The sequence below is a fragment of the Geodermatophilus sp. SYSU D00698 genome, assembly GCF_054050335.1.
This window is the reverse complement of sequence record NZ_JBJGZD010000005.1, coordinates 51,926-77,273: the sequence shown is the minus strand read 5'-3', so window position 1 is coordinate 77,273 and position 25,348 is coordinate 51,926. Positions and strand designations below refer to the sequence as shown.

Annotated in this window: 28 protein-coding genes and 1 pseudogene; 17 read left to right on the top strand and 12 right to left on the bottom strand. The window is 76.2% G+C overall.

The window, feature by feature from the left end:
• Positions 1 to 4 precede the first annotated feature (4 nt).
• Positions 5 to 1,276, bottom strand: a complete 1,272-nt coding sequence (locus ACI8AB_RS06400) for an erythromycin esterase family protein (protein ID WP_456949408.1) — start codon at positions 1,274 to 1,276, stop codon at positions 5 to 7.
• The gene (locus ACI8AB_RS06395; protein WP_387992779.1) at positions 1,276 to 2,412 is read right to left on the bottom strand and encodes a carboxylate-amine ligase; all 1,137 of its coding nucleotides are present in this window, start codon (positions 2,410 to 2,412) and stop codon (positions 1,276 to 1,278) included. The genes ACI8AB_RS06400 and ACI8AB_RS06395 overlap by 1 nt, the downstream gene beginning before the upstream one ends.
• Positions 2,413 to 2,710: 298 nt before the next feature.
• Between ACI8AB_RS06395 and ACI8AB_RS06390 the strand changes: the two genes are divergently transcribed.
• The 4 genes from ACI8AB_RS06390 to ACI8AB_RS06375 all read left to right on the top strand — a co-directional run bounded on the left by ACI8AB_RS06390 (position 2,711) and on the right by ACI8AB_RS06375 (position 7,458).
• Positions 2,711 to 3,655 carry a S1C family serine protease gene (locus tag ACI8AB_RS06390; protein WP_387992776.1) on the top strand — a complete coding sequence of 315 codons (945 nt, stop codon included), beginning with the start codon at positions 2,711 to 2,713 and terminating at the stop codon, positions 3,653 to 3,655.
• A 96-nt stretch (positions 3,656 to 3,751) separates the two neighbouring features.
• Positions 3,752 to 4,702, top strand: coding sequence for a GGDEF domain-containing protein (locus tag ACI8AB_RS06385; RefSeq protein WP_456949407.1), 951 nt, complete (start codon positions 3,752 to 3,754; stop codon positions 4,700 to 4,702).
• A gap of 152 nt (positions 4,703 to 4,854) precedes the next feature.
• On the top strand, positions 4,855 to 6,252 hold the full coding sequence (locus ACI8AB_RS06380) for an NAD(P)/FAD-dependent oxidoreductase (protein ID WP_456949406.1): 1,398 nt from the start codon (positions 4,855 to 4,857) through the stop codon (positions 6,250 to 6,252).
• Between the two features lie 72 nt (positions 6,253 to 6,324).
• On the top strand, positions 6,325 to 7,458 hold the full coding sequence (locus tag ACI8AB_RS06375) for a hypothetical protein (RefSeq protein ID WP_456949405.1): 1,134 nt from the start codon (positions 6,325 to 6,327) through the stop codon (positions 7,456 to 7,458).
• A gap of 13 nt (positions 7,459 to 7,471) precedes the next feature.
• Here the strand turns inward: ACI8AB_RS06375 and ACI8AB_RS06370 are convergent, their stop codons facing one another.
• Positions 7,472 to 8,278 carry an SDR family oxidoreductase gene (locus ACI8AB_RS06370; RefSeq protein ID WP_456949404.1) on the bottom strand — a complete coding sequence of 269 codons (807 nt, stop codon included), beginning with the start codon at positions 8,276 to 8,278 and terminating at the stop codon, positions 7,472 to 7,474.
• Positions 8,275 to 8,475 carry a WCX domain-containing protein gene (locus tag ACI8AB_RS06365; RefSeq protein ID WP_456949403.1) on the bottom strand — a complete coding sequence of 67 codons (201 nt, stop codon included), beginning with the start codon at positions 8,473 to 8,475 and terminating at the stop codon, positions 8,275 to 8,277. Before ACI8AB_RS06365 ends, ACI8AB_RS06370 begins: the two co-directional genes overlap by 4 nt.
• A gap of 17 nt (positions 8,476 to 8,492) precedes the next feature.
• Here ACI8AB_RS06365 and ACI8AB_RS06360 point away from each other — a divergent pair.
• Positions 8,493 to 8,669, top strand: a pseudogene (locus ACI8AB_RS06360) (mycothiol transferase); the annotation flags it as partial.
• Between the two features lie 4 nt (positions 8,670 to 8,673).
• Here the strand turns inward: ACI8AB_RS06360 and ACI8AB_RS06355 are convergent.
• Positions 8,674 to 9,603, bottom strand: coding sequence for a hypothetical protein (locus tag ACI8AB_RS06355; protein ID WP_456949402.1), 930 nt, complete (start codon positions 9,601 to 9,603; stop codon positions 8,674 to 8,676).
• Positions 9,604 to 9,735: 132 nt separating this feature from the next.
• Here ACI8AB_RS06355 and ACI8AB_RS06350 point away from each other — a divergent pair, with 132 nt between their 5' ends.
• Together ACI8AB_RS06350 and ACI8AB_RS06345 are read left to right on the top strand one after the other, a co-directional pair.
• Positions 9,736 to 9,993 carry a ubiquitin carboxyl-terminal hydrolase 14 gene (locus ACI8AB_RS06350; protein ID WP_456949401.1) on the top strand — a complete coding sequence of 86 codons (258 nt, stop codon included), beginning with the start codon at positions 9,736 to 9,738 and terminating at the stop codon, positions 9,991 to 9,993.
• Positions 9,993 to 11,564, top strand: coding sequence for a Na+/H+ antiporter (locus tag ACI8AB_RS06345; protein ID WP_456949400.1), 1,572 nt, complete (start codon positions 9,993 to 9,995; stop codon positions 11,562 to 11,564). The genes ACI8AB_RS06350 and ACI8AB_RS06345 overlap by 1 nt, the downstream gene beginning before the upstream one ends.
• Before the next feature lie 6 nt (positions 11,565 to 11,570).
• On the opposite strand, the gene ACI8AB_RS06340 is transcribed toward ACI8AB_RS06345, so the two are convergent.
• The gene (locus tag ACI8AB_RS06340; RefSeq protein ID WP_456949399.1) at positions 11,571 to 11,960 is read right to left on the bottom strand and encodes a hypothetical protein; all 390 of its coding nucleotides are present in this window, start codon (positions 11,958 to 11,960) and stop codon (positions 11,571 to 11,573) included.
• Positions 11,961 to 12,020: 60 nt separating this feature from the next.
• On the opposite strand from ACI8AB_RS06340, the gene ACI8AB_RS06335 reads away from it, so the two are divergent.
• Positions 12,021 to 12,176 (top strand): hypothetical protein, encoded by a 156-nt coding sequence (locus ACI8AB_RS06335; RefSeq protein ID WP_456949398.1) that lies wholly within the window; start codon positions 12,021 to 12,023, stop codon positions 12,174 to 12,176.
• A 3-nt stretch (positions 12,177 to 12,179) separates the two neighbouring features.
• Here ACI8AB_RS06335 and ACI8AB_RS06330 read toward each other — a convergent pair whose 3' ends face one another.
• Together ACI8AB_RS06330 and ACI8AB_RS06325 are read right to left on the bottom strand one after the other, a co-directional pair.
• Positions 12,180 to 12,551: a VOC family protein gene (locus ACI8AB_RS06330; protein WP_456949397.1), complete on the bottom strand. Its 372-nt coding sequence runs from the start codon at positions 12,549 to 12,551 to the stop codon at positions 12,180 to 12,182.
• Between the two features lie 325 nt (positions 12,552 to 12,876).
• On the bottom strand, positions 12,877 to 13,839 hold the full coding sequence (locus ACI8AB_RS06325; protein ID WP_387992743.1) for a LysR family transcriptional regulator: 963 nt from the start codon (positions 13,837 to 13,839) through the stop codon (positions 12,877 to 12,879).
• 109 nt (positions 13,840 to 13,948) lie between these two features.
• Between ACI8AB_RS06325 and ACI8AB_RS06320 the strand changes: the two genes are divergently transcribed.
• Genes ACI8AB_RS06320 through ACI8AB_RS06295 form a run of 6 tightly spaced genes read left to right on the top strand, consistent with a single transcriptional unit; the run spans position 13,949 to position 19,995 of the window.
• Complete coding sequence (locus ACI8AB_RS06320) at positions 13,949 to 14,959, top strand: cyclase family protein (RefSeq protein WP_456949396.1); 1,011 nt, start codon at positions 13,949 to 13,951, stop codon at positions 14,957 to 14,959.
• A gap of 10 nt (positions 14,960 to 14,969) precedes the next feature.
• On the top strand, positions 14,970 to 16,100 hold the full coding sequence (locus ACI8AB_RS06315) for an FAD-dependent oxidoreductase (RefSeq protein WP_456949395.1): 1,131 nt from the start codon (positions 14,970 to 14,972) through the stop codon (positions 16,098 to 16,100).
• A 14-nt stretch (positions 16,101 to 16,114) separates the two neighbouring features.
• Positions 16,115 to 17,053: a VOC family protein gene (locus ACI8AB_RS06310; protein ID WP_456949394.1), complete on the top strand. Its 939-nt coding sequence runs from the start codon at positions 16,115 to 16,117 to the stop codon at positions 17,051 to 17,053.
• Complete coding sequence (locus tag ACI8AB_RS06305) at positions 17,053 to 18,036, top strand: fumarylacetoacetate hydrolase family protein (protein ID WP_456949393.1); 984 nt, start codon at positions 17,053 to 17,055, stop codon at positions 18,034 to 18,036. Before ACI8AB_RS06310 ends, ACI8AB_RS06305 begins: the two co-directional genes overlap by 1 nt.
• Positions 18,033 to 18,797, top strand: coding sequence for an SDR family NAD(P)-dependent oxidoreductase (locus ACI8AB_RS06300; RefSeq protein ID WP_456949392.1), 765 nt, complete (start codon positions 18,033 to 18,035; stop codon positions 18,795 to 18,797). The genes ACI8AB_RS06305 and ACI8AB_RS06300 overlap by 4 nt, the downstream gene beginning before the upstream one ends.
• Positions 18,798 to 18,810: 13 nt before the next feature.
• A complete protein-coding gene (locus ACI8AB_RS06295; RefSeq protein ID WP_456949391.1) occupies positions 18,811 to 19,995 on the top strand; it encodes an alpha/beta hydrolase family protein in 1,185 nt (394 codons plus the stop codon).
• 139 nt (positions 19,996 to 20,134) lie between these two features.
• Here the strand turns inward: ACI8AB_RS06295 and ACI8AB_RS06290 are convergent, their stop codons facing one another.
• Both ACI8AB_RS06290 and ACI8AB_RS06285 read right to left on the bottom strand, forming a co-directional pair.
• Positions 20,135 to 21,016, bottom strand: a complete 882-nt coding sequence (locus ACI8AB_RS06290) for a dioxygenase family protein (protein WP_456949390.1) — start codon at positions 21,014 to 21,016, stop codon at positions 20,135 to 20,137.
• Between the two features lie 3 nt (positions 21,017 to 21,019).
• Positions 21,020 to 21,727: a GTP cyclohydrolase II gene (locus ACI8AB_RS06285; protein WP_456949389.1), complete on the bottom strand. Its 708-nt coding sequence runs from the start codon at positions 21,725 to 21,727 to the stop codon at positions 21,020 to 21,022.
• Positions 21,728 to 21,815: 88 nt separating this feature from the next.
• On the opposite strand from ACI8AB_RS06285, the gene ACI8AB_RS06280 reads away from it, so the two are divergent.
• Both ACI8AB_RS06280 and ACI8AB_RS06275 read left to right on the top strand, forming a co-directional pair.
• Positions 21,816 to 22,322: a MarR family winged helix-turn-helix transcriptional regulator gene (locus ACI8AB_RS06280; RefSeq protein ID WP_387992716.1), complete on the top strand. Its 507-nt coding sequence runs from the start codon at positions 21,816 to 21,818 to the stop codon at positions 22,320 to 22,322.
• Between the two features lie 67 nt (positions 22,323 to 22,389).
• On the top strand, positions 22,390 to 22,725 hold the full coding sequence (locus ACI8AB_RS06275) for a VOC family protein (RefSeq protein ID WP_456949388.1): 336 nt from the start codon (positions 22,390 to 22,392) through the stop codon (positions 22,723 to 22,725).
• A gap of 6 nt (positions 22,726 to 22,731) precedes the next feature.
• Here the strand turns inward: ACI8AB_RS06275 and ACI8AB_RS06270 are convergent, their stop codons facing one another.
• Together ACI8AB_RS06270 and mgrA are read right to left on the bottom strand one after the other, a co-directional pair.
• Entirely contained in the window at positions 22,732 to 23,292 is a 561-nt protein-coding gene (locus tag ACI8AB_RS06270) for a putative glycolipid-binding domain-containing protein (protein WP_456949387.1), read from the bottom strand.
• 31 nt (positions 23,293 to 23,323) lie between these two features.
• On the bottom strand, positions 23,324 to 24,355 hold the full coding sequence (gene mgrA / locus ACI8AB_RS06265) for an L-glyceraldehyde 3-phosphate reductase (RefSeq protein ID WP_456949386.1): 1,032 nt from the start codon (positions 24,353 to 24,355) through the stop codon (positions 23,324 to 23,326).
• 164 nt (positions 24,356 to 24,519) lie between these two features.
• On the opposite strand from mgrA, the gene ACI8AB_RS06260 reads away from it, so the two are divergent.
• Positions 24,520 to 25,335 (top strand): alpha/beta fold hydrolase, encoded by an 816-nt coding sequence (locus ACI8AB_RS06260; RefSeq protein WP_456949385.1) that lies wholly within the window; start codon positions 24,520 to 24,522, stop codon positions 25,333 to 25,335.
• Positions 25,336 to 25,348: the final 13 nt, after the last annotated feature.

Here is a 25,348-nt window from a genome sequence, read left to right as displayed (position 1 = left end):
CGGACTACACCGCGTGTGCCATCGGCGGCACGTGCTCGTCCGGCCGCTCGAGGTGCAGCGGCTGCAGCGGCGTCGTCTCCTCCAGGTACAGCAGAGCGTCGTAGCGGTCGCCGGTCACCGTGGGCACGTAGTTGCCCCAGCGCTCCCGCTCGGGCCGGTGGACGACGCCGATCGCCCGGTGCCCGAGCCGCCGGTCCAGCCAGTCCGGGCGCTCCCCGGGCGGGACGACGACGAGCGCGTCGTGCCCGACCTCGCGGTGCAGCAGGTCCTCGAGGCTCCCCTCGCGCGCGGGCGGCACGGTCATCCGCTCCACCTGCGCGCCCCACTCCCGCCCGGCGACGACGCCGCCGCGGTGGCCGGCGAACCCCACCAGGACGACGTCGTCGGCGCCGTGCCGCTCGCGCAGCAGCCGGCCGACGTTGGTCATGCCGGCGTCGGCCATGTCGGTGGCCCGGGCGTCGCCGACGTGCGTGTTGTGCTCCCAGACCACGGCCTTCGCGCCGGTGTGGCCCACCAGCCGGTCGAGGGTGTCGGCCATGTGCACGTCCCGGACGTTCCACGACTCCGCCGAGCCACCGACCATCGCCCGGTAGTAGCGCTCCGCGCCGACGACCACCGCGGCGTTCTGCTCGGCGGAGAACCGGTCGTCGGGGTCGTCGTCCGCGCCGCGCTGCTCGCACAGCCGCCGCAGCAGCGCGACGACGGTCTCCTCGCACGCCGCCGGGGCGAACCGCTGGGCGAAGGCGTACTCGACGCCGTCCTCGCCGAAGGGCTCGAAGCAGCGCAGCGCCTGCCGGGCGGCCTCGACGTGGCCGGGTTCGTGCTCCTGCACCCAGGCCAGCAGCTCGTGCATCGAGTCCCAGAGGCTGTAGACGTCGAGGCCGGCGAAGCGCACCCGCGCGGCCTCGGGGCGGCCCGCGTTGACCCCGCGCAGCCACCGGCAGAAGTCGACGACGTCGTCGTTGGCCCACATCCAGGTCGGCCAGCGGTCGATCGCGTCCAGGGCCGTCCGCGGGTCCTCGGCGCCCCTGGGCCGCAGCCGCACGCTGCGGTCGACGCGGGCGCAGTCGGGCCAGTCGCCCTCGACCGCGACCAGCCCGAACCCGCGCTCCTCGACCAGCCGGCGGGTCAGCGCGGCGCGCCAGGCGTAGTACTCGTGGGTGCCGTGACTGGCCTCGCCGACCGCCACCACGCGCGCCTCCCCGATGCGCTCGAGCAGCGGGTCGAGGTCGGCGTCGTCGCGCAGCGGGCGGGCCAGCTCCCCGAAGCCGTCCATCAGGACCTCCCGGCCGCCCCTTCGCGGACGACCCACTCCGCGACCGCCCGGCGGTCGCCCGTGCGCAGCCAGGTGCTCCGCTGCCGCGCCGCCGACGTACCCCGGCCGAGCAGGTCCTGCACCCGGGCGGTCACCTCGTCCCACTCCCCCGCCGTGGTCAGGTCCTCCTCCAGCTCGGCCAGCAGCCCGGTCACCGCCGTGCGGGCGTCGACCAGCTCCTCGCGCAGCGGGTCGAACAGCGGGCCGGTGAGCCCGGAGCGCGCCGCCCGCCACCGCGCCGCGCGCAGCACCTCCGGGCGCAGCTCCGGCACCGGCTCGCCGCGCTGCGCCCGCCCGGCGAGCACGCGCACCAGCGAGCGGACCAGCGCGGCGTGCAGGACGGTGTCGTCGAGGGTGGTGCAGACGTCGGCCAGCCGGAACTCGATCGTGGGCAGCCGCGCCGAGGGGCGGACGTCCCAGTACAGGTGCGACCCGTCGGCCACCACGCCGGAGGCGACCAGCGCGGACAGCACCCGGCGGTAGCCGTCGGCGTCGCCGAGCGGCTCGGGCGCACCGGCGTGCGGGAAGCGGGTCCACCACAGCGTCCGCCAGGACTCGTAGCCGGTGTCGACGCCGTCGTGGAACGGCGAGCTGCCGGTCATCGCGAGCAGCACCGGCAGGTAGGGGCGGGTGCGGTCGAGGACGGCGACGGCGGTGTCGAGGTCGGGGACGCCGACGTGCACGTGGCAGCCGCAGATGTCCTGCTGGCGCGCGAGCCCGGCCCAGCGGTCGACCATCGCCTCGTACCGCTCGCCCGGGGTGACCGGCATGGTGTGCCAGGAGTCCCACGGGTGGGTGGAGGCGGGCAGGAGCAGCAGGCCGTCGCGCTCGGCCGCGGCGGCCGCCTCGGTGCGGGCGGCCACCAGCTCCGCGCGCACCTGCTCGAGCGTGGTGCACACGCCGGTGGCGATCTCCAGCTGCGTGGTGGCGATCTCCGGGTGCACCCGCTCCCCCGCCTCGCCGGCCAGCGCCGCCGCGGACGCCCGGGGGCCGGGCGTCAGCTCCAGGGTGTCCGGGGAGACGAGGTGGAACTCCTCCTCGACGCCGAGGGTGCGCCCGACCGCACCGCCCTCGGTCTGCAGGCCGTCGGTGCGCACGCCCCTCCTCGGTGCCGGTCCGGACGCCGGGCAGGCCGACGCTACGGCCGCCGGGGCCCCGCCGCACCTGCTGACCAGCACGCTCGTGCTCTGCACACCCACGTGCGCAGAGCACGAAGGGGGACGCCGCAGGTGCCGCCGTGGCCGCTCGTGCTCTGGCCGCAGGAGTGGGCAGAGCACGAGTGCGCGCGGGACACCTCCCGCCGTTCACCGTGGGCGCAACGGAGGGGGTGGCAGGGCGGCCCGGGGAGGCGTGCACTGGTCGGTGCAACGCTGTAATCACGACCGGAGGTGGACCGTGGCCCGACCCGACACCGACGCGGCCCTGGACGCCTACTCCCAGGTGGTCACCGCGGTCGCCACCGACCTCACCCCGCACGTCGCCGCCCTGCAGGTGACCTCGCCCGACGGCCGCGGCGGCGGCGCCGGTTCCGCGGTCGTCGTCCCCGGTGACGGGCTGATGCTCACCAACGCGCACGTCGTCGGCCGGGCGCGCAGCGGGCGCGCGGTGTTCGGCGACGGCACCGAGACGCCCGTCGAGGTGGTGGGCACCGACCCGCTGTCCGACCTCGCCGTCGTCCGGGCGACCGCCGGCGCGCCCGAGCCCGCCGAGCTCGGCGACGCCGCGCAGCTGCGGGTGGGCCAGCTCGTCGTCGCCGTCGGCAACCCGCTCGGACTGGCCGGGTCGGTGACCGCGGGCGTGGTCAGCGGCCTGGGCCGCTCGCTGCCCACCCGCGACGGGCGCACCGCCCGGGTGGTCGAGGACGTCATCCAGACCGACGCCGCGCTCAACCCCGGCAACTCCGGCGGCGCGCTCGCCGACTCGGCCAGCCGGGTGGTCGGCATCAACACCGCCGTCGCCGGGTGGGGCCTGGGCCTGGCGGTGCCGGTCAACGCCACCACCCGCCGCATCGTCGACGCGCTGGTCCGCGACGGGCGGGTGCGCCGCGCCTACCTGGGCCTGGTCAGCAGCCCCGCGCCGCTGCCGGCCCCGCTGGCCGAGCGCACCGGCCGGCGCCGCGGCCTGCGGGTGGTCGACGTCGTCCCGGGGTCGCCGGCCGACCGGGCCGGGCTGCGCGCCGGCGACCTGGTGCTGGAGGCCGGGCGGGCGCCGGTGGCCGAGGCGCAGAGCCTGCAGCGGCTGCTGTTCGCCGAGGCGATCGGCCGGCCGCTGCCGGTCACGGTGTACCGGCTCGGGGCGATGGTCGACGTCATCGCGGTGCCCACCGAGCTCACCGGCTGACCCTCCCCGGCGCCCTCCCTCCGAGGGGGACGGCCGTCGTCGCGCTCAGGACCGGCGTGACGGGTGACGATGTCGTCCGCGACGGAGGGAGGACCCGTGCAGGGAGACCGCAGGGGTGGGCTGGGCCTGCTCGCGCTGCTGTACGGCTGCGCCGCCGTCCTGTGCGCCGCCGGTGCGCTGTGGCCGATGCACCCCCGGACACCGGTCGTCCTGCTGACCGCGCTCGCGGTCGTCGGCGGGCTCGGCTCCGCGGCGCTGTGGCACCTGCGCGAGCACGCGCCGACGGGCCGCTCCCCCATGGCCGTCGTGCACGCCGCCCTCGCGCTGCTGTCCCTGCTCACCGCGGTCCTCGCCTGGCGCTCGGTCACCGCGGTCGGCGTCGTCGGCCTCGGCCCGGTCGTGGTGGCGCTCGGGGTGCTCGCCGGGCACGTGCTGCCGCCCGCGCAGGCGCGGCTGCACGTCGCGGGCGGGGTCGCCGTCGTCACCGCGGGCGCGCTCGCCGCGACGCCGGAGGGGTTCCTCTCGGCCTGGCTGGCCGCCGTCGCCACGGTCGCGGTGCTCACCGAGGCGCAGATCCGGCAGTCCGGGGCGCTGCGCCGCGCAGCCGGCACCGACCCGCTGACGGGGGTGGCCAACCGCCGCGCCTGGGAGGCCGAGTCCGCCCGGCTGCTCGCCCACGCGCAGCGCGCCGGGGAGCCGCTGACCGTCGTGGTCCTCGACCTCGACGGGTTCAAGGCCGTCAACGACACCGGGGGCCACTCCGCCGGCGACGCGCTGCTGCGCTCGCTCGCCTCGGCCTGGAGCCGGGAGCTGCGCCGCTCCGACCTGCTCGGCCGCCTCGGCGGGGACGAGTTCGTGCTCTGCCTGCCCGGCACCGGGACCGACCGCGCCGCCGAGCTGCTGGACCGGCTGCGCGCCGTCTCGGTCGGGGCGTGGTCGGCGGGGGCGGCCGGCGCCCGGCCCGGCGAGGACCTCGCCGCGACGCTGGCCCGCGCCGACGCCGCGCTGTACCGGGAGAAGCGCGCCCGCCACCCGGCCGCCGGCTGACCTCCCGCGTCGGCCCGGCACCCCTCGGTGCCGACGCGCCACGGACCCCGCCGCCGCCCGACCGCGGCACCGCCCGGGCGGCGCCGCCGGTGCCACCCTGGGCCCGCCCGGCGACCGGTCGCGCGCGCCGTCCCGGGCGCGAGGGGGCGGCCATGGCCTCGGTGGTGGTGTGCGGCGGCGGCGTGGTGGGGCTGTGCGCCGCGATGATGCTCGCGGCCGACGGTCACGACGTCACCGTCCTCGAGTCCGACCCCGACGGCGCCCCGACCACGCCCGCCGAGGCGTGGGAGTCCTGGCGGCGCACCGGGGTCGCGCAGTTCCGGCAGCCGCACAACCTCTTCGCCCGGTTCCGCGCGGTCGCCGACGACGAGCTCCCCGGCCTCACCGACCGGCTGGTCGCCGACGGGTGCGTGTGGATCGACTACACCACGATGCTGCCGCGGTCGATCCCCGACCGCGCGCCCCGGGTCGCCGACGAGCGGCTGCGCTTCGTCACCGGGCGCCGGCCGGTGGTGGAGTCCACGGTGGCGGCCGCCGCCGAGGAGGCCCCGCGGGTCACGGTGCGCCGCGGCGTGCAGGTGGCCGCTCTGCTGCCGGGGACGCCCGCGGCCGGCGGCGTCCCGCACGTGGCGGGGGTGCGGACGGCGGCGGGCGAGGAGCTGCGGGCGGACCTCGTGGTCGACGCCACCGGCCGGCGCACCCGCTCGGCGCAGTGGCTGGCCGACCTCGGCGCCCGGCCGCCGGAGCAGCGGGCGCAGGCCTCGGGGTTCGTCTACTACACGCGCTACTTCACCGGCCCCGACCGGCCGGTGCGCCGCGCTCCCGGGCTCATGCCGCTGGGCAGCGTCTCGGTGCTCACGGTGGAGAGCGACAACGACACCTGGTCGGTGACCGTGTTCGGGCTGACCGGTGACCGGCCGCTGCGGGAGCTGCGCGACCCCGCCGTGTTCGACCGGGTGGTCGCGGCCTGCCCGCTGCAGGCGCACTGGCTGGACGGGCGGCCGCTGGGCGGGGTCACGGCGATGGCCGGGGGCCTGGACCGCAGCCGCCGCTTCACCGTCGACGGCCGGCCGGTGGTGACCGGGTTCGCCGCCGTCGGGGACGCGTGGGCGTGCACCAACCCGTCGGCCGGCCGCGGCCTGTCGGTCGGCATCGCGCACGCCGCGCTGCTGCGCGCCGCGGTCGCCCGCGACCTGGACCGGCCCGCCGACCTGGCCGCGGCCTTCGACGCGGCGACCGAGCGGCGGGTCGGGCCGTTCGTCACCGACCAGCTGGCCGAGGACCGCTCCCGGCTGGCCCAGATGGACGCCGCCCGGCGCGGGGCGCCCGAGCCGCCGCTGTACCCGGAGCTCGCGGCCTTCCTCGGGGTCGCGATGCAGGACGCCGACGTGTTCCGGGCCATGCTCGAGTACCGGCTGTGCATGGCGCCGCTGGCCGACCTGCTGGCCGTGCCGCTGGTCCGCGAGCGGGTGGCCGCGGCGGTGCCCGACCCGCCGCGGCCGTTCCCCGGCCCCGACCGCGCCCGGCTGCTGGAGCTGCTGGCCGCCTAGGGACGGCGGCTCGCCGTGACCGCCCGGCGGGTTGCGCTGGGCTGCCGTGTGGTGACCGGGTATCCACGAACGGTGACCGAGCAGCATGTCCTCGCGCATCTGGCCCGCCGCTTCGCCCGCAGCGAGGAAGTCATCGCCACCGAGACACTGACCTGGGTGCTACGTCGCTCGCCCGCCGCCCGCGCCGCGGTCATCGACTCGGCTCGGAGTCTGGGCGCCGAACTGCCCGCGGACCTCGACTTCTCCGGCCAGGTCAGCGACAGCGAGACCGGCCGTCCGGACGTCGTCGGAACTGACGAGCAGGGTCGCGAGCGCCTGCTGATCGAGGCCAAGTTCGCTGCCGCGTTGACCGAGCACCAACCGGGCGGCTACCTGCGTCGCCTGCCACTCGAGGAGACGGGGATGTTGCTCGTCGTGGCGCCGGAGAGGCGTCAGGCCAGCCTCTGGTCGGAACTCGTGGCTGCCCTACCCGGCGCTGGTCCGGCCCCGGCGCCCTCGACCGCCGCACCGACGCGTGCATCCCTGGAGACAGGTCGTGGTCACCGACTCGCGCTGACTTCCTGGCGGAGGTTGGTCACCGGCGTCCTGGACGCTGTCGAGCAGGCCGGCGAACGGCGACTCGGGCAGGACGTCAGACAGCTGCTCGCCCTCACCGAGGCGATGGACGACCGCGCCTACGAGCCGGTCCGCCCGGAGGACCTCAACCAGCAGGTCGGTCGTCAGGTGCACCAGCTCAGACGACTCGTCGACGCGAGCTGCCGTCACCTTCTCGAACTCGGCGTCCTCCAGGACGCCAGCCGGAGGGAGTCACACCGCCACGGCTTCAGCGGCTGGGGAGTCGCCACGCGATCGACCGGAAAGCGGCTCTGGTTCGGCTACTGGAGCGAGACCTGGGCGGATCACGGCGTCTCGCCGCTCTGGGCCGAGGTCTTTCCCACACCACTGTGGAGCCGGCGCCTGCTGCAGCAGGCACTCGCCCCCTTCGCGGCAGCAGGCGGCGTCGGGCTGTTCGAGAGGGATCGCTCCCTCGCCGTCCCACTCGTCCTGCCTGCCTCGGCGAGTGAGGATGAGACCATCAGATCGCTCGTCGACCAGGTGACGACGATCGCGGACCTCCTCGCCGCAGTTGCCCCGGCCGGGGCCTCCGGCGAGGCCGAGACGGAGCCGCAGACCCTCGCTGCGGACTCTGACGACCCCGAGCCCTGACACCGGTGACTCGTCAGGGGCGGCGCCAGTCGTCGCCGGTCAGGTGAGAGCCCGCCATCGGGCCCATCTGCAGCATGCCGCCGTCGACGGCGTACGAGGAGCCGGTCACGTAGGACGCCTGGGGCGAGGCGAGGAAGGCGACGACGGCGGCCACCTCGTGCGCGTCCCCGGGCCGGCCGACCGGGACGCCGGGGCGCTCGTGGCCGGGCGCGGTCGGGTCCTCGTCCTCCTGGCCGGTCATCGGGGTGGCGATCTCCCCCGGCGCGACGGCGTTGACGGTGATGCCGTGCTCGGCCAGCTCGATCGCCGCGACCCGGGTGAGCAGGCCGAGCCCGCCCTTGGCCGCGCAGTAGGCGGCCGCGCCGACCCGCGGCTGGTGCTCGTGCACGCTCGTCACGTTCACGATCCGCCCGCCCCGCCCGGCGGCCACCATGCGGCGGGCCGCGCGCTGCAGGCAGAGGAACGCCGCGTCGAGGTCGGTGGCCAGCACCTCGCGCCAGGTCTCGTAGTCGGTGTCCAGGACCAGCGTGGAGTGGCCGGTGCCGGCGTCGTTGACCAGGACGTCGACGCCGCCGAGGGCGTCGGCCAGGTCGTCGACGACGGCGGCGGCGCCCGGCAGCTTCGTGAGGTCGACGTGGCGCACCTCGGCCCGGCGCCCGCGGGCCCGCACCTCGTCGGCGGTGCCCTGCGCGTGCGCCTCGTCGCGGTACCAGGTGATGCCGACGTCGCAGCCCTGCTCGGCGAGCGCGACCGCGACCGCCCGCCCGATGCCCGACTCCGACCCGGTGACGACCGCGACGCGGTTCGCTGACTCCGTCATGCCCCCATGCTGGGGGCGGCGTCAGGGGCCCGCGCGGCGGCGGTGCGGCGAGCGGCCACCTCCCGCAGGTGCGCGGCGAACTCCGGCGGGCCCAGGACGGTGGACGGCGCACCCGTGACGACCAGCGCGCACGCCGCCCAGTCGAGGTCGTCGCCGTCGACGCGCACCCGGCAGCCGCCCGGGCGCTCCCCGGGCACGGGCCGACGTCGCCGCCCCGGCCGACGAGGTGCGCCGCCGGATCGGCCGGTGGGCGAAGGCGCCGTGGTTCGCGCCGGGCGCGGTGCAGTCGGCGCGGCGGGTGTTCCCGCACGTGATCGCCGAGACCGCGCAGCACGCGGGGCACGCCGACGTCCTGCGCGAGTCCCTCGCCGGGCAGAAGACGACGGGCTGACGGGTCAGGCCTCCAGCGGCGCCTGTTCCAGCTCCGTGACGCGGTCGGCGGCGCGGTCGCGGTCGGCGGCCGCCCGCCGCGCCGCCCGGTCGGCCGCCGCCGCCCGCCGGCCGGTCCTGGCGGCCTCGGCCCCGGCCGCCTCCGCGTCGGCACGCACCCGCTCGAGCTCGGCCTCCAGCTCCCCGACGCGGGCGGTGAGCTCCTCCTGCCGGCGGGCGGCCCGCCCGGCCCGCTCGTGCGCGGCCCGGGCGGCCTCCTCCGCCTCCGCGGCCTCCCGCTCCGCGGTCCCCGCCTCCTCGCGGGCCGCGGCCAGCTCGCGCTCGCGCCGCTCCTGCGCGGCCCGCCGCCGCTCCTCCGCCGCGCGCCGGGCGGCGTCCGCCCGGGCGTGCCGCTCCGGTGCCGGCGCGGTGCGCCCGGTCCGCGGCGGGGGCACCACCCGCAGGTCCGGGCGGGTGCCGAAGCCGGGCCCGAGGCCGCGGGAGGACAGCGGCGCGGTGAGCCGGCCGCCCAACAGCGCCTCCCCCGCGTCCGGGTCGGCCAGCGCGGCCCGCAGCGTCTCCTCCACCTGGTCGGCGACGGCGTCGCTGAGCGGGGTACCGCGGCGCGCGGCCACCGCCCGGGCCCGGCGGGTGAGCGCGGCCAGCAGCCGGGAGCGCTGGGTGCCCAGCTGCCGCAGCTCGTCGCCGGCCAGGGTCTGCTGCGCCTCGCGCAGCAGGTCGCCGAGCTCCACGAGGCCGGCGATCTCGTCGGGCTGCTCGCGCACCAGGACGTTGCAGGCCCACGCCGCGGCCGTGGGCCGGGTGAGGGTGCCGATCCCCCGCGCGAGCGCCCGGTCCCCGGCGGCCCGGGCGCGGCAGGCGGCCTCGGTGCGGGCGGCGACGAACTGCCCGGGCGGCACCGCATAGAGCTCCTCGGCGACCTCGTCGAGGTCCACGGCGCCTCCTCCCGGCTCGCACGGTCGCCGCCGACCCTGCCACGGGAAGAGCGGACCGGCCGGGGGACGTTGCCGCCCGCGTCGCGCGGGTGGTCGACTCCCGGCGACAGCCGCGACGAGAGGGGGACCGTGATGACGACGTGCGGGCACCTGGACCAGATCCGCGACGTCTCGCCGGACTCGGACGAGGGCTGCGGCGACTGCCTCGCCATCGGCAGCCGGTGGGTGCACCTGCGGATGTGCCTGTCCTGCGGGCACGTGGGCTGCTGCGACTCCTCCCCGAACCGGCACGCCACCGCGCACGCGGGCGCCAGCGGCCACCCCATCGTCCGCTCGGTCGAGCCGGGCGAGGACTGGCGCTGGTGCTACGTCGACCAGGCGCTGGTGTGATGGAACTGCCCCTCGTCGGCCTGCTGGCCGGCTCCTTCGCCGTCAGTGCGCTGGCCCGGCGGCTGGGGATCTCCCCGCCGCTGCTCCTGGTGCTGGTCGGGCTCGCGGTGTCCTTCCTGCCGGGCGTGCCCGACTACGCGCTGGACCCGCACCTGATCCTCACGCTGGTCCTGCCGCCGCTGCTGTACTCCGCGGCGCTGGACAGCTCCTACCTGCGGCTGCGGGCCAACCTCCGCGCGATCGGCATGCTCGCCGTCGGGGCGGTGCTGCTCACCACGGTCGCCGTGGGGCTGGCCGCGTGGTGGCTGGTGCCGGGCCTGCCGCTGGTCTCGGCGCTGGTGCTCGGCGCCGTCGTCGCCCCGCCGGACGCGGTCGCGGCGACCTCGGTCGGCCGCCGGCTGGGACTGCCGCGGAAGGTCATGACCATCCTGGGCGGCGAGAGCCTGGTCAACGACGCCACCGCGCTCACCGTGTACCGGGTCGCCGTCGCGGTCGCCGCGGGCGCCGGCTACGGCATCGCCGAGGGCGTGGGCGTGTTCGTCCTCGCCGCCGCCGGCGGCGCCGCGATCGGCTGGGCGCTGGGCTGGCTGGTGCACCGCATCCGCCGGCTGCTGCGCGACGGCGTGCTGGAGAGCGCGCTCGGCCTGCTCGTCCCGTTCATCGGCTTCACCGTCGCCGAGGAGGTGCACGCCTCGGGCGTCCTCGCGGTGGTCCTCGCGGGCCTCTACCTCGGGCACCGCTCCCCCGCGGCGCACCCGGTCGCCCGGCTGCAGGACCGCGCGGTGTGGCAGGCGGCCGACACCGTCCTCGAGGCGACGGTCTTCGCGCTGATCGGCCTGCAGCTGCGGGCGGTGGTCACCGGCGTCGGTCCGTCGGTGGGCACGCTGACGGCGGTCGGCCTGTTCCTCGTGCTCGTCGCGCTGGCCGCCCGGGTCGTGTTCGTCTTCCCCACCACCTACCTGCGGCCGCTGGCCCGCCGCCGCCCGGACTGGACCCCGCCGCCGTGGACGTACCCCGCCGTCATCTCCTGGGCCGGGATGCGCGGCGTGGTCTCGCTCGCCGCGGCGGCCGGGATCCCGCTGACCACCCTGTCGGGCGCGCCCTTCCCCGGGCGTGACGAGATCGTCTACCTGACCTTCGTGGTCACCGTGGGCACCCTGCTGCTGCACGGGCTGACGCTGCCGGCGGTGATCCGGCGGCTGGGCGTGCAGGCCTCGGACGAGGCCGCCGACGCCCTCGCCGAGGCGCAGGCCCAGAACGACGCCGGCCGGGCCGCCGTGGCCCGGCTCGACAGCCTCGACGACGGCGACCCGCTGCACGCCGCCACCGTCGCCGAGCTGCGGCAGCGGATGGAGGCGCGCACCAACGCGGCGTGGGAGCGGCTCGGCGGCCCCGTCCCCGGCGGCGGCGAGACGCCGAGCGCGGTCTACCGGCGGATGCGCCGGGCCATGCTCGAGGCCGAGCGCGAGGTGTTCGTCCGGTACCGCGACGCGCGGCGCATCGACGACGAGGTGTTCCGGCGCGTGCAGCACGAGATGGACCTGGAGGAGGTCACCCTGCTGCGCGAGTAGGACCGCTCACCGGCCGAGCGCGGCCAGCCGCTCGTCGCGGGCGGCCCGCAGCAGGCCGGGCAGCCGCGGGTCGGCGAGGACGGCGGCGTCCCGGACGGCGACCTTGCGGAACGACGTCCCCGTGCCCTCGAGCAGCCCGCCGTCGAGGCCGGCGCCGGCCAGCGCCGCGCCGCGGTTGAAGCCGAGGTTGAGGTGCCGGTCGTAGACGTCGAGGTAGGCGTAGTGCTCGGAGTTCTTCCGCGGGCCCACGCCGTAGCCGACGGTGCGCTGGCGCGGCCACACCACCCGCACGACGCCGGGGTCGGCCTCGCGGACGAGGGCGTCCGCGGCGCGGACGAGGTCGGCGGTGGCGGGCGGCAGGCCGGCGAGCAGGAGGTCCCACGGGTCGTCGTCCACCCCGGCCATCCTGCCCCGGTCCGGGCCTAGGCTGGCCGCAGCCGTCCCCCGGAGGTCCCCGTGCTGCTGCGTCTGCTCGGTCTGCTGCTGGTCGTCTGGCTGGTCGTGACGATCGTCGGGTGGGTCGTCGAGGGCCTGTTCTGGCTGGTCCTCGTCGGCCTGGGGCTCCTGCTCGTCACCGCCGCCCTCGGCATGCGGGAGCGCACCCGCCGCTGAGCCTCAGGCCGGCACCCGGGCGCGGCTGCTCAGCACGAACCGGTTGCCGTCCGGGTCCGCGAACACCGCCTGCCGGCCCCACGCCTCGGTCGTCAGCGGCCCCTCGAACGGGACGCCCGCACCGGCCATCCGCGCGTACTCGGCGTCGACGTCGTCGACCTCGAACACCAGGCCCTGCAGCGAGCCCGGCGGCATCCGGTCGAACCAGGTGACCAGCGTCAGCGAGGTGCCCGAGCCCGGCGTGCCCACCTGCACCCAGCGCATGCCGGGTGCGAACTCCGCGTCGCGCAGCACCGCCAGGCCGACCTGGCCGGTCCAGAAGCGCAGCGCGGCGTCCTGGTCGGTGACGGGCACGGAGACGACGGTGACGTCCACGGGGACCTCCTCGGGCGCGGGGCGCCCAGTGCACCGCCCCGGCACCCCGGAGGTCCAGGGGTGCCGGGGCGGGCCGGTCGGTGCGCGCGGCCACCGCGGTGCCGAGCGAGCTGGTCGCGCTGACCGCGCCGATGGTGCCGGTGCCGGTGGCGGTCACGCCGATCGCGTCGAGCTCGAACGACAGCTCGACGACCAGGACGTGGAACACCAGCCCGCCGAGCAGGGTGACCCCGACCGGCGCGGCCAGCCGGGCCCAGGGCAGCGCCGGCAGCCCCTCCGAGCGGGCGGCCGCCGGGGTGGGGGCACCGCCCGCCCGGAGCGGGGATCACTTCTCCCGGGGTGCCGTATCAGCCAGGTCGATGCCCTCCCGCCCGCCCGGTGGGACGGCGAGCTCCGTCGCCCGGGAGACGACGTCGCGCAGGTACCGGTGCTCGGGGTCGTCGTCGTACACCGGGTGCCACCACATCGCCTCGACCAGCGGCCCGGCCTCGAACGGCGGCGGCAGCGCCCGGATGCCCGAGCCGAGCGGCAGCAGGTCGACCAGCCGGCGCTGCAGCAGCGCGATCCGGTCGCTGCCGGCCACCAGCGCCGGGACGGTCAGGAAGCTCTCGTTGACCACCTGCACCCGCGGCTCGATGCCGAGCTGGCGCATCTGCCGCGCGGCGGGGGTGGACGCCGTCTGCCCGTGGTAGGTCGCCACCCACGGCAGCTCCTCGAGGTCCTCGACGGTGAGCCCCCGCTCGGCCACGGGGTTGTCGGCGGCGACCACGCACACCCACTCGTCGCGGTAGAGGTCGCGGTGCGGCAGGTCGGCGGCGAACCCGTGCGGCAGCAGCATGAGGTCGGTGGTGAGCAGCGCCGAGGACGCGGTCTCCACGATCGCCGGCGAGTGCGGGGTCAGCCGCAGCCGGGTGTGCGGCGCCTCCTCGGCGAGCAGCGCGGCGATGGTGTCGCCGAGGACGACGACGACGTAGTCGCTCACCAGCACGGAGAACTCTCGGGTCGACGACGCGGGGTCGAACCCGGGCTGGGCGGTGAACACCCGCTCGACGCCGCTGAGCGCCACCCGCACCAGCTCGCGCAGCTGCACGGCCAGCGGGGTGAGCCGGTACTCGTTGCCGACCCGGGTGAGCAGCTCGTCGCCGAAGTGGCGGCGCAGCCGGGCCAGCGACGCCGACAGCGCCGGCTGGGACAGCCCCATCTGCGCCGCGGCCCGGGTGACGCTGCGCTGCTGGAGCAGGGCGTCGAGGGACACGAGCAGGTTGAGGTCCAGGCTCGCGAGGTTCACGACACCGACGGTATCGGCGCCGTCTATGACCCCCATCAGACATCTCGTCTTCCCTCCCCCACCCGGGGTGACGGACCGTGGTCCGCGTCACGACGAAGGAGACGCGACCGTGCCCGACCGCACCTGGCTGGACCCCGCCGAGCTCGACCGCACCGACCCCGAGACGGCGATCAAGGCCGCTGCCGAGCGGTGCTCCAACTGGGGCCGCTGGGGCGCCGACGACGTGCTCGGCACGCTCAACTTCCTCACCGAGGACAAGCGCCGCGAGGGTGCCGCGCTCGTGCGCCGGGGCGTGAGCTTCTCGCTGTCGCAGCGGTTCGACGCCGACGGCCCGCAGAAGGGCTGGCGCCGGCGCACCAACCCGGTGCACACGATGCTCGACACCGGCACCGACGCCGAGCGCGGCGTGCAGGGCTTCCCGCACGGCATCGGCGGCGCTGATGACGTGATCGCGATGCCGCTGCAGGCCTCCACCCAGTGGGACGGCCTGGGCCACATCTTCGACCACGGCAACGCCTGGAACGGCCGCCGCGCCGGCGACGTCGTCACCAGCCTCGGCGACGCCGTCACCGGCATCGAGACCGTCGCCGACCGCATCGCCGGCCGCGGCGTGCTGCTGGACGTCGGCCGCGCGATCGGCACCGACGGCGAGCTGCCGGACGGCTTCGCCATCACCCCCGACCACCTCGAGGCCACCATCGCCGCCCAGGGCGGGTCCGCCCGGGTCGGCCGCGGCGACCTGCTGCTGGTGCGCACCGGCCAGCTCACCCGGGCCCGCCGCTCGGTCGCCGCCGGGCAGGGGTGGGGCGACTACGCCGGCGGCCCCGCGCCCGGCCTGAGCTTCACCACCGCCGACTGGCTGCACGCCACCGAGATCGCCGGCGTCGCCACCGACACCTGGGGCTTCGAGGTGCGGCCCAACGAGTTCGACGTCGCCTTCCAGCCGCTGCACCAGGTGTGCATCCCGAACACCGGGCTGTTCCTCGGCGAGCTGTGGGACCTCGACGCCCTCGCGGCCGACTGCGCCGCCGACGGCGTCTGGGAGTTCTTCCTCGCCGCCGCCCCCCTGCCCGTGACCGGCGCCGTCGGCGCCCCCGTCAACCCGATCGCCGTCAAGTAGGAGGCCCCCGATGCCCGCCGTCAGCAACGTCCTGGTGGTCGGTGCCGGCCTCGCCGGCGCCGCCACCGCCATCCGCCTGGCCGAGGCCGGCGTCGCCGTCGAGCTGGTCGAGATCAAGCCGGAGGTGACCGCCCTCGGTTCCGGCATCACGCTGCAGGGCAACGCGCTGCGCGAGCTGCGCACCCTCGGCGTGTGGGAGCGGGTGTCCGCCGCCGGGTACGCCTTCGACGTCACCGGCATCCGGGCGCCCGACCCGGCCGGCACCGTCGTCGCGGAGGTCCCCGACGCGAAGACGGGCGGCCCGGACCTGCCCGCCGTCATGGGGATGTCGCGCCCGGAGCTGGCGCGCATCCTCACCGACCGCGCCGCCGAGGTCGGCGTCAAGGTCCGGTTCGGGACGACGCACACCGAGCTGCGCCAGGACGCGACCGGCGTCGACGTCGCCTTCGCCGACGGCTCGACCGGCCGGTACGACCTCGTCGTCGGCGCGGACGGCCTGCGCTCGTGGACCCGCCGGGCGCTCGGCATCGAGCTGGAGACCAGGCCGGTCGGCATGGGCATCTGGCGCGCGTTCGGCCCGCGGCCGGCGAGCGTGACCCGCACCGACCTGTACTACGGCGGGCCGTCGTTCATCGCCGGCTACTGCCCGACCGGGGAGGACTCGCTCTACGCCTACATCGTGGAGCCGGCGCAGGACCGCTCGACGCTCACGCCCGAGGAGCAGCTGGCCACCATGCGCGAGCTCGCCGCGGCCTACCACGGGCCGTGGGACGACGTCCGCGAGACGCTCACCGACCCGTCCCGGGTGAACTACACCTGGTTCGAGACCCACGTGCTGCCCGCCCCGTGGAACCGCGGCCGGGTGGTGCTGGTCGGCGACGCCGCGCACACCTGCCCGCCCACCATCGCCCAGGGCGGCGCGCAGGCGCTCGAGGACGCCTACGCGCTCACCGACCTGCTGCTCACCCGGTCCGCGCTGGACCAGGACCTGTGGGACGCCTTCACCGCCCGCCGCTTCGACCGCGCGAAGACCGTCGTCGACGCCTCCAACCAGCTCGCCCAGTGGCAGCTCGACCACGTGCAGGGCGACATCCCGGGCCTCATGCGCTCGATCGCCCAGCTCGTCGCCCAGCCCGCGTAACCCAGGGAGACCCCATGACCCAGCGCCTGATCACCCACCTGCGGCACGTCGACCTGGCCGTGCCCGACTTCGCCAAGCAGCTCGACTTCTTCTCCGGCACCTGGGGCCTCACGGCCGAGCACTCCGACTCGGGCCTGGCCTTCCTCGCCGCCGAGGGCAGCCCGGAGCAGTACGTCGTCCGGCTGCGCGAGGCCACCGACAAGCGGATCGACCTGATCAGCTTCGGCGCCAAGGACCGGGCCGACGTCGACACCCTGGCCGGGAACCTGGCCCGCGACGGCGTCCAGCTGGTGCACGAGCCGACCGACCTGCAGACCCCCGGCGGCGGCTACGGCTTCCGGTTCTTCGACAACGAGGGCCGCACGATCGAGGTCAGCGCCGACGTCGCCGTGCGGCAGCACCGCGCGGTCGAGGAGGGCGAGTCGATCCCGGTGCGGCTGTCCCACGTGGTCGTCAACTCCGCCGACCCCGAGGGCACCCTGGCCTTCTACGAGAAGCACCTGGCGTTCTCGCTGTCGGACACCCTGATGCACCCGCGGATGGGCAACATGATGTGGTTCATGCGGACCAACGCCTGGCACCACTCGATGGCGATCGCCCGCGGTCCGCACGCCTCGCTGCACCACGCCTCGTTCGAGCTGCGCGGCCTCGACGAGTACATGCGCGGCACCGGCCGGCTGCTGCGCCAGGGCGTGGAGAAGATCTGGGGCCCGGGCCGCCACCTGGCCGGGAACAACACCTTCTCCTACTTCCTCGACCCGCACGGCAACACCGTCGAGTACACGACCGAGCTCGAGGTCCTCGACGAGGACACCTGGCACCCGCACGTCTACGACTTCAGCAACCCCGAGGTCAGCGACCAGTGGGGCACCGCGAACGCGATGAACGAGTTCGTCGCGAGGAAGTCGTTCAACGACCCCGACAAGGGTCTGTTCGTCGCTCCCCCGGTCTGATGCGGTTCGCCACCTGGTCCTCCGGGGGCGCGGTGCGGGCCGGCGTCGTCAGCGACCTCCCCGACGGCACGGCCGGCCTGCACGCCCTGCCGGAGGGGACGACGGTCCTCGACCTGGTCCGCGCCGGCCTGCCCGCCGCGCTGTCGGCCGGCGAGGAGGCGCTGCGCGGCCCGGCCGTGCCGCTGGGGTCGGTCCGCCTGCTGCCGCCGCTGGAGGCGCCGACCGTGCGCGACTTCGTCGCGTTCGAGGAGCACGTCGAAGGCGTGCGCAAGGCGATCGACGGCGTCGCCGGCGTGGTCGACGAGTGGTACCAGGCGCCGACGTTCTACTTCACCAACCCGTACGCGCTGGTCGGCGCGCACGACGACGTCGCGGTGCCGCCGGGCTCGCAGCGGTTCGACTTCGAGCTGGAGGTGGCGGTCGTCGTCGGCCGGGACGGCGCCTCGCTGACGCCGGAGCAGGCCCGCGAGCACGTCTTCGGCTACACGGTGCTCAACGACTGGTCCGCGCGCGACCTGCAGGCCCGCGAGATGAAGGTCAACCTCGGCCCGGCCAAGGGCAAGGACTCCGCCACCACGCTCGGCCCGTGGCTGGTCACCGCCGACGAGCTGGAGCCCTTCCGGGACGACGAGGGCTTCCTCGCGCTGGACATGCGGGTGTCGGTGAACGGCACCGAGGTCGGCCAGGACCTGCTGTCCAACATGGGCTGGCCGTTCGAGGAGCTCGTCTCCTACGCCTCCCGCGGCACCGAGGTCCGCGCCGGCGACGTGCTCGGCTCGGGGACCTGCGGCAACGGCGGCTGCCTGGCCGAGCTGTGGGGCCGCCGCGGCGAGGCCGCTCCGCCGCCGCTGCGGCCCGGCGACGTCGTGGAGATGACCGTCGAGGGCATCGGCACCATCCGCAACCGGGTGGTCGAGGGCGTCGACCTGCCGCCGGTGCCGGCCGCCCGGCCGCGGCCGCGCACCCGCAAGCGCCCGGCGTGAGCCTGACCGGCCGGGTCGTCGTCGTCACCGGCGCGGCCCAGGGGCAGGGCGCGGCCGAGGCCCGGCTGCTGGCCGCCGAGGGCGCGACCGTCGTCGCCACCGACGTGCAGGACGGCCCCGCCGAGGACCTCGGCGGGGCGGCCTACCGGCGGCTCGACGTCACCGACGCCGCCGGCTGGGCCGCGCTGGCCGGGGACCTCCGCGCCGAGCACGGCCGGGTGCACGGGCTGGTCGCCAACGCCGGGGTCACCTGGCGGGCGCGGCTGGCCGACCTCGACCCCGCCGACCTCGCCCGGGTGTCCGAGGTCAACGTCACCGGGACGCTGCTCGGCATCCAGGCGCTCACCCCGCTGATGACCGGCGGCGGCTCGGTCGTCGTCGTCGGCTCGGTGGCCGCGCTGACCGGGCACTTCCCGGTCGCCTACACCGCGTCCAAGTGGGGGCTGCGCGGGCTGGCCAAGGCGGCCTGCCTGGAGCTCGGCCCGCGCGGCATCCGGGTCAACACGATCCACCCCGGCTACGTCGAGACGCCGATGACCGCCTCGGCGGCGCCGGCGTTCCGCGCCGCCAACGTCGCCGAGACCCCGCTCGGCCGCACCGGCACCGTCGACGAGGTGGCGCCGCTGGTCGCCTTCCTGCTCGGCGACGGCGCCTCGTTCATCACCGGCGCCGAGATCCCCGTCGACGGCGGGATGACCGCCCACGGCGGCGTGAAGTCGATCAGCGACGCCGTGTCCGCCGCGGCGCCGGCCGCATCCTGAGAGGAACCGCCCCGTGTTCGAGTACTTCCCCACCGGTCCCTACACCTGGAACCTCGGCGTCGTCGCCACGCTGAACTCCGGCGGGCTCATCGACGAGGTCGACCGCGCCTGCCGGCCGATCAAGGACGCCGCGAACGCCGGCGAGGACGCCGGGACGCCGGACTTCCTGCGCGCCTGGACCGCGCTGACCGACCAGCTCGTCGGCCAGGCGGAGGCGGCCGAGAAGGCCGGGCACGTGCGCACCGCCGGGCAGCTGTGGTTCCGCGCCAGCAACTACCTCGCGCAGGCCGAGCGGATGCTCGCCCACTCCGACCCGAACCGGGTGCCCACCTACCGGCGGATGCTGGAGATCGCGCAGAAGGCGTTCGACACGCACAGCCCGCGCGTCTCCCGCGTCGCGGTCCCCTACGAGGGGACGACGCTGCCGGCCTACTTCTCCCAGGCGCCGGCCGCCGACGACGGCCCGGTCCCGGTGGTGGTGCTGGTCAACGGGCTGGACTCCACCAAGGAGCACATGTACGCCTCGAACCACTGGGAGGAGCTGGCCGCGCGCGGCATCTCCTGCCTGATGCTCGACCAGCCCGGCACCGGCGAGGCGCTGCGCCTGCAGGGGCTCACCGCGCGGGTCGACACCGAGGCGTGGGCCGGCGCCGCCGTCGACTGGCTGGAGCAGCGGTCCGACGTCGACGCCTCCCGCATCGGCATCGTCGGCTGGTCGCTGGGCGGCTACTACGCCCCGCGGGCCGCCGCGTTCGAGCCGCGGTTCGCCCTGTGCGTGGCGTGGGGCGCCAACCACGACTGGGGCGCGGTGCAGCGGCGCCGCCGTCAGCGCGAGGGCGAGCGGCCGGTGCCGCACTACTGGGAGCACGTCCTGTGGGTGTGGGGCGTCGACGGCGACGAGGACCACCTCGACGCGTTCCTCGACTTCGCCGACCAGGTCACCCTCGAGGGCGTCGTCGAGCGGATCCGCGTGCCGTTCCTCGTCGCGCACGGGGCCAACGACCGGCAGATCCCGCTGGAGATGGCGCACCGGTCCCACGACCAGGCGGTCAACTCGCCCAAGCGGGAGCTGCGGGTGTTCACGCCCGAGGAGGGCGCGACCGAGCACATCGGCCTGGACCACCTGCCGTTCGTGAGCACCTTCATCGCCGACTGGGTGGCCGACACCTTCGCCGAGCTGGGCGCCCAGCGGGCCTGACCCCGCCGGTCGTCGACCTGCTGCCGTCTCCGGGGCGCCGAGACGGCAGCAGGTCGACACCGGGGACGCGAGTGGTCAGCGACGGGGGTCTCGGGTGCCCGACGACCCCGGCGACCGGCCACTCGGCGACGACCGGGCGCTACGCCACCTGGAACGAGCGCTTCGCGAGGCCGATGAAGAAGCCGTCGATCGCGGTGGTGACGCCGGCCGTCGGGTCGGTCGCGGCGCCGAGGGTGACGAACAGCGGCGTGAAGTGCTCGACCGTCGGGTGGGCGTAGCGCAGGCCGGGCGCCCGCAGCCGGAAGCGGGCGAGCTCCTCGACGTCGCCCCGGTCGAGCGCGTCGGCGGCCCAGGCGTCGAAGTCCGCCGACCAGCCGGGGACGGCGCCGCCGAGCATCTCGCGGGTCAGGTACGGCAGGCCGTGGGTCATGAACCCCGACCCGACCACCAGCACGCCCTGCTCGCGCAGCGGCCGCAGGCGCTCCCCCAGCGCCAGCAGCGTCGCCGTGTCGTGCGTCGGCAGGCTCAGCTGCAGCACCGGGACGTCGGCCTCCGGGTACATGACCTTCAGCGGCACCCACGCGCCGTGGTCGAGGCCCCGGCCGCGGTGCTCGTACACGTGCGCCGTCTCCGGCAGGACGGCGAGCAGCTGCCGCGCCAGCTCGGTCGACTCCGGGGTGTCGTAGCGCATCCGCGAGTACATCGGGTCGAACCCGCCGAAGTCGTAGACGAGCTCGGTGGGCACGGTGCTGGTGATGCCGAGGGAGTCGGACTCCCAGTGCGCGCTGACGATGAGCACCGCCCGCGGCCGGGGCAGCGCCCGGGCCCAGGCGGCCAGCTCGCGCATCCAGGCGGCGTCCTCGAACAGCGGCGGCGCGCCGTGGCTGAGGTAGAGCGACGGCAGCGGGCCGTCGTCCGGCGTCCAGGGGCGGTGCTCCCCCAGCCCGGCGACGTGCCGCAGGTGCGCGGCGAAGGGGTGCCGGGGGTCGACGAGCGCGTCCGCGGCGGCGGTGGGGTGCACGGGTCAGCCCGCCAGCGGGAGGTCGAGGGCGTGCAGGTCCAGGGGGTGCAGGTCCAGGGTGTGCTGGGTGTGGTCGCGCTTGACGGCGAGGTAGCGGGCGTTGGCCGCCGACAGGTGGACGCCGGTGGGCACCCGCTCGGTCACCGCGACGCCGCGCAGCTCGAGCTGCGCGGCCTTGTCGGGGTTGTTCGACAGCAGCCGGACCCGGTCGGCGCCCAGCGCCTGCAGCATCTGCGCGGCGGCCGTGTAGTCGCGCTCGTCCTCGCCGCGGCCCAGCGCCCGGTTGGCCTCGTAGGTGTCGAGGCCGGCGTCCTGCAGCGCGTAGGCGTCGAGCTTGGCGTACAGGCCGATGCCGCGGCCCTCCTGGCGCAGGTACAGCAGGAAGCCGCCCTCGTCCGCGATCCGCTCGGCGGCCTCGCGCAGCTGCGGCCCGCAGTCGCAGCGCTGCGAGCCGAGGACGTCGCCGGTGAGGCACTCGCTGTGCGGGCGCACCAGCGGCGCCTGCCCGCCGGCAGCCGAGCGGGTCAGCGCGCCGCGCCAGTCGCCGAGACCCAGCAGCAGGTGCTCCCGGCCGTCGGCCAGCCCGTCGAAGGTCACCACCTCGGCCGTCGTGGCGTACCCGTCGGCGAAGCGCAGCGGCACGGTCACCCGGGTGCGCACCGTCGCCGAGGGGACCGGGGACACCAGGTCCGGGTCGAGGGAGAGGGTCACTGCGGCCTCCACGTCACTTGTACCTACAACCGATGACCCTAGTCCCCGTTGGTTGAAGCGACAAGCACCCGGGTGGGACGATGTCGTCGTGGGACCCCGGTGGCTGGACGACGACGAGATGCGGGCCTGGCTGCGCCTGGTCGCCGTCGTCGAGCTGCTGCCCGGCGTGCTGGACGGCCAGCTCCGCCGCGACGCCGGGCTGACCCACTTCGACTACCACGTGCTCGCGATGCTGTCCGAGGCGCCGGAGCGCACGCTGCGGATGACCGAGCTGGCCACCCGCACCAACGCCACGCTCCCCCGCCTGTCGCACGTCGTGCGGCGGCTGGAGGAGCGCGGCCTGGTCGAGCGGGCGCCGTGCCCCTCCGACGGGCGGGCCACCAACGCCCGGCTCACCGACGCCGGCTGGACCAAGGTCCGCGAGACCGCGCCCGGGCACCTGGCGACGGTGCGCGAGCACGTCATCGACGCGCTGACGCCGGAGCAGGTCGGCCAGCTCGCCGACGTCGCCGGGGCGCTCCTGGAACGGCTCGACCCGGACGGCCGCCTGGCCACGGGCCTGGCGGCGGCGGAGGCGCGCGGCCGGGACCGGTGACGCCGGACCGATGAGTCCGCGGCCACCGGCGGGTCCCCCTGGGGAACCCGACCCCGAGGAGGTCCCCGTGTACGCCACCCGCGTGCTCGCCCAGGCCACCGTCGCCGACCTCGACCGCGCCGAGCGCTGGTTCGCCGCGCTGTTCGGCCGCGCCCCCGACAGCCGCCCGATGGACGGCCTGCTCGAGTGGCACCTCACCGACTCCGCCGGCGTGCAGGTGTGGCGCGAGCCGGGGCGCAGCGGCCGCTCGACGGTGGTGATCGGCGCCGCCGACCTCGACGCGACCGCGCAGGACCTCGCCGCCGCGGGCGTCGCGCACGACGGGCCCGAGCCCGGTGGCGGCAGCCGCGTGCTGCGGCTGACCGACCCCGACGGCAACCGCGTCGTCGTGACCGGCGCCTGAGCGCGGTCAGCCGGCGACGCGGGTGGCCATGCCGGTGTAGTCGACGACCAGGCCGTCGCCGTCGACGGTGAGCTCGAAGGCGCCGTGCGCGTCGTCGGAGTACCGCCACCGCAGCGGGCCCAGCCGGCGGTAGGTCTGGTCGACCCGCGTCACCCCGAGCGCCGGCACGTCGACCCAGGCGACCGGCGTCGTCGCCTCCTCGCCGACGCCGAGGCCCGCCAGCCGCCGGATCGGGAAGGTGTTGGTCAACGGAGTGGCGGCGACGTCGACGTCCACACACCCGTCGAGCTCCGGGGCGCGCTCGCCGTCGACGGTCCACCGGCGGTGGTCGTCCGCCGACAGGGCCAGCCGGCGCTCTCCGGCGGCGGACACCGACGAGACCTCGACCGCGCGGGTGGCCCACGTCTCGTCGAGCCGCACGCGGAACGTGCAGGCGAGGACGGTCCCCGGGCCCGCGAGGACCTCGGTGCCGTGGAGCAGCCAGCCGCCGTCCCGCCGCTCGACGCGGGCCAGGCTGTGCCCGGCGTCCTCGTCGGTCCGCCGCCACGCCACCACCCGGGGGTCCATGCGCGGAGGCTAGGCCCGGCCACCGACGGACTCAGGCGGTGCGGGCGCCCTCCCACAGGTCGATGCCGGCGTCGACGGCGTGCCGGTCGATGCGGGCGAGCTCCTCGTCGCTGAAGTCCCGCCGCTCGAGCGCGCCGACGTTCTGCTCGAGCTGGGCGACGCTGCTGGCGCCGATGAGCACGCTGGTCACCCGCGGGTCGCGCAGCGCCCAGGCCAGCGCCATCTGCGCCAGCGACTGCCCGCGTTCGGCCGCCAGCTCGCCCAGCGCGCGGACGTGCGTGATCGCCTCGTCGGTGAGCAGGTCCGGCGACAGCGACTTGCCCTGGCTGGCCCGCGAGCCCTCGGGGATGCCGCCGAGGTACTTGTCGGTGAGCATCCCCTGCGCCAGCGGCGAGAACGCGATGCAGCCGGCGCCGACGTCGGCGAGGGTGTCGAGCAGGCCCTCGGTCTCGATCCAGCGGTTGAGCATCGAGTAGCTGGGCTGGTGGATCAGCAGCGGCGTGCCGAGGTCGGCGAGGATCGCGGCGGCCCTCGCGGTGTCCTCCGGCGAGTAGGAGGAGATGCCGGCGTAGAGCGCCCTCCCCGACCGGACGGCGGTGTCCAGCGCCCCCATCGTCTCCTCGAGCGGCGTCGTCGGGTCCGGCCGGTGCGAGTAGAAGACGTCGACGTAGTCCAGGCCCATCCGCCGCAGCGACTGGTCGAGGCTGGCGAGCACGTACTTCCGCGAGCCGCCGCCCTGGCCGTAGGGGCCGGGCCACATGTCCCAGCCGGCCTTGGTGGAGAGCACCAGCTCGTCGCGGTAGGGGCGGAAGTCGTCGCGCAGGTGGCGGCCGAAGTTGGTCTCCGCGCTGCCGTAGGGCGGGCCGTAGTTGTTGGCCAGGTCGAAGTGCGTGATGCCCAGGTCGAAGGCCCGGCGGAGGATGGCGCGCTGGCGGTCCAGCGGCACGTCGTCGCCGAAGTTGTGCCACAGCCCCAGGCTGATCGCCGGGAGGTCCAGGCCGCTGCGGCCGGTCCGGCGGTAGGTCATCGAGTCGTAGCGTCCCTCGGCTGCGGCATACGTCATGACGACGATCCTGCCCGGCACGCGGGGAGCCGAACCGGGCGCCCCGGGTGACGCAGCGCCGGGCCCTCCCCCGGGAGGGGGCGGGACCCGGCTGCACCGGGGCGACGGCGAGGACGATCACCGGCGCGGGGGCCCGTCCGCCCGACCCGGAGGGAGGGGCCGCGATGCCCTTCTTCGACGGCACCCGGGGCCGCGTGCACCACGACGCCTGGCTCCCCGACGGCGAGGCCCGCGCCGTCGTCGTCCTCCACCACGGCGACTTCGGCGAGCACCTGGGCCTCTACGCGCCCCTCGGCCGGCGGCTGGCCGCCGACGGGATCGCCGTGCACGCCCTGGACGCGATCGGCCACGGCCGCAGCGACGGCGCGCGCGACCTGATGCTCAGCCGGGACGACCAGGCCGACGACCTCCGCACGCTGGCCGCGATCGCCCGGGCCCGGCACCCCGGCCGGCCGCTGGTGCTGACGGGCCACTCCGGCGGGGGCGTGGCCGCGCTGCTGCTGGCCCAGCGGTCCCCCGACCTGGCGGAGGCGCTGGTCGTCTCCGACCCGCCCGCCCTCCCCGTGCCGGTGATCGAGGCGATGCTCGCCGAGGACGCCGGGGAGGTCGAGCCCCCGGACCCGGCGGAGGTGTTCAGCACCCACCCCGGCTACCTGGAGGCGCTGCGCACCGACCCGCTGGTGAACCGCGGGCCGGTGCCCCGGCAGACCCTGGAGGCGGTGGTCCGCTCGTGGGCCGCGGTGGCCGACGGGCTCACCCGGGGCCGGCCCGACGTCCCGACGCTGGTCCTGCACGGCGAGGCCGACCCGGTCGTCCCGCTGGAGAACTCCCGGGCGCTGGTCGCGCGGCTGCCGCGGGCGACGCTGCGCACCTTCCCGGGCGACCTGCACGACGTCCTCAACGAGCACGACCGCGACGCCGTGCACGACGTCGTCGCCGCCTTCGTGCTGGCGCAGGTGCGTCCCGCCGTCCGGGCCTGAGGCCGCCGGGCCC

Coding starts and splice junctions, on each gene's coding strand:
- ACI8AB_RS06310 (WP_456949394.1), top strand. CDS start 16,115: ATGACCCAGCGCCTGATCACCCACCTGCGGCACGTCGACCTGGCCGTG.
- ACI8AB_RS06270 (WP_456949387.1), bottom strand. CDS start 23,292: ATGGACCCCCGGGTGGTGGCGTGGCGGCGGACCGACGAGGACGCCGGG.
- mgrA (WP_456949386.1), bottom strand. CDS start 24,355: ATGACGTATGCCGCAGCCGAGGGACGCTACGACTCGATGACCTACCGC.
- ACI8AB_RS06370 (WP_456949404.1), bottom strand. CDS start 8,278: ATGACGGAGTCAGCGAACCGCGTCGCGGTCGTCACCGGGTCGGAGTCG.
- ACI8AB_RS06315 (WP_456949395.1), top strand. CDS start 14,970: ATGCCCGCCGTCAGCAACGTCCTGGTGGTCGGTGCCGGCCTCGCCGGC.
- ACI8AB_RS06400 (WP_456949408.1), bottom strand. CDS start 1,276: ATGGACGGCTTCGGGGAGCTGGCCCGCCCGCTGCGCGACGACGCCGAC.
- ACI8AB_RS06260 (WP_456949385.1), top strand. CDS start 24,520: ATGCCCTTCTTCGACGGCACCCGGGGCCGCGTGCACCACGACGCCTGG.
- ACI8AB_RS06350 (WP_456949401.1), top strand. CDS start 9,736: ATGACGACGTGCGGGCACCTGGACCAGATCCGCGACGTCTCGCCGGAC.
- ACI8AB_RS06305 (WP_456949393.1), top strand. CDS start 17,053: ATGCGGTTCGCCACCTGGTCCTCCGGGGGCGCGGTGCGGGCCGGCGTC.
- ACI8AB_RS06380 (WP_456949406.1), top strand. CDS start 4,855: ATGGCCTCGGTGGTGGTGTGCGGCGGCGGCGTGGTGGGGCTGTGCGCC.
- ACI8AB_RS06345 (WP_456949400.1), top strand. CDS start 9,993: ATGGAACTGCCCCTCGTCGGCCTGCTGGCCGGCTCCTTCGCCGTCAGT.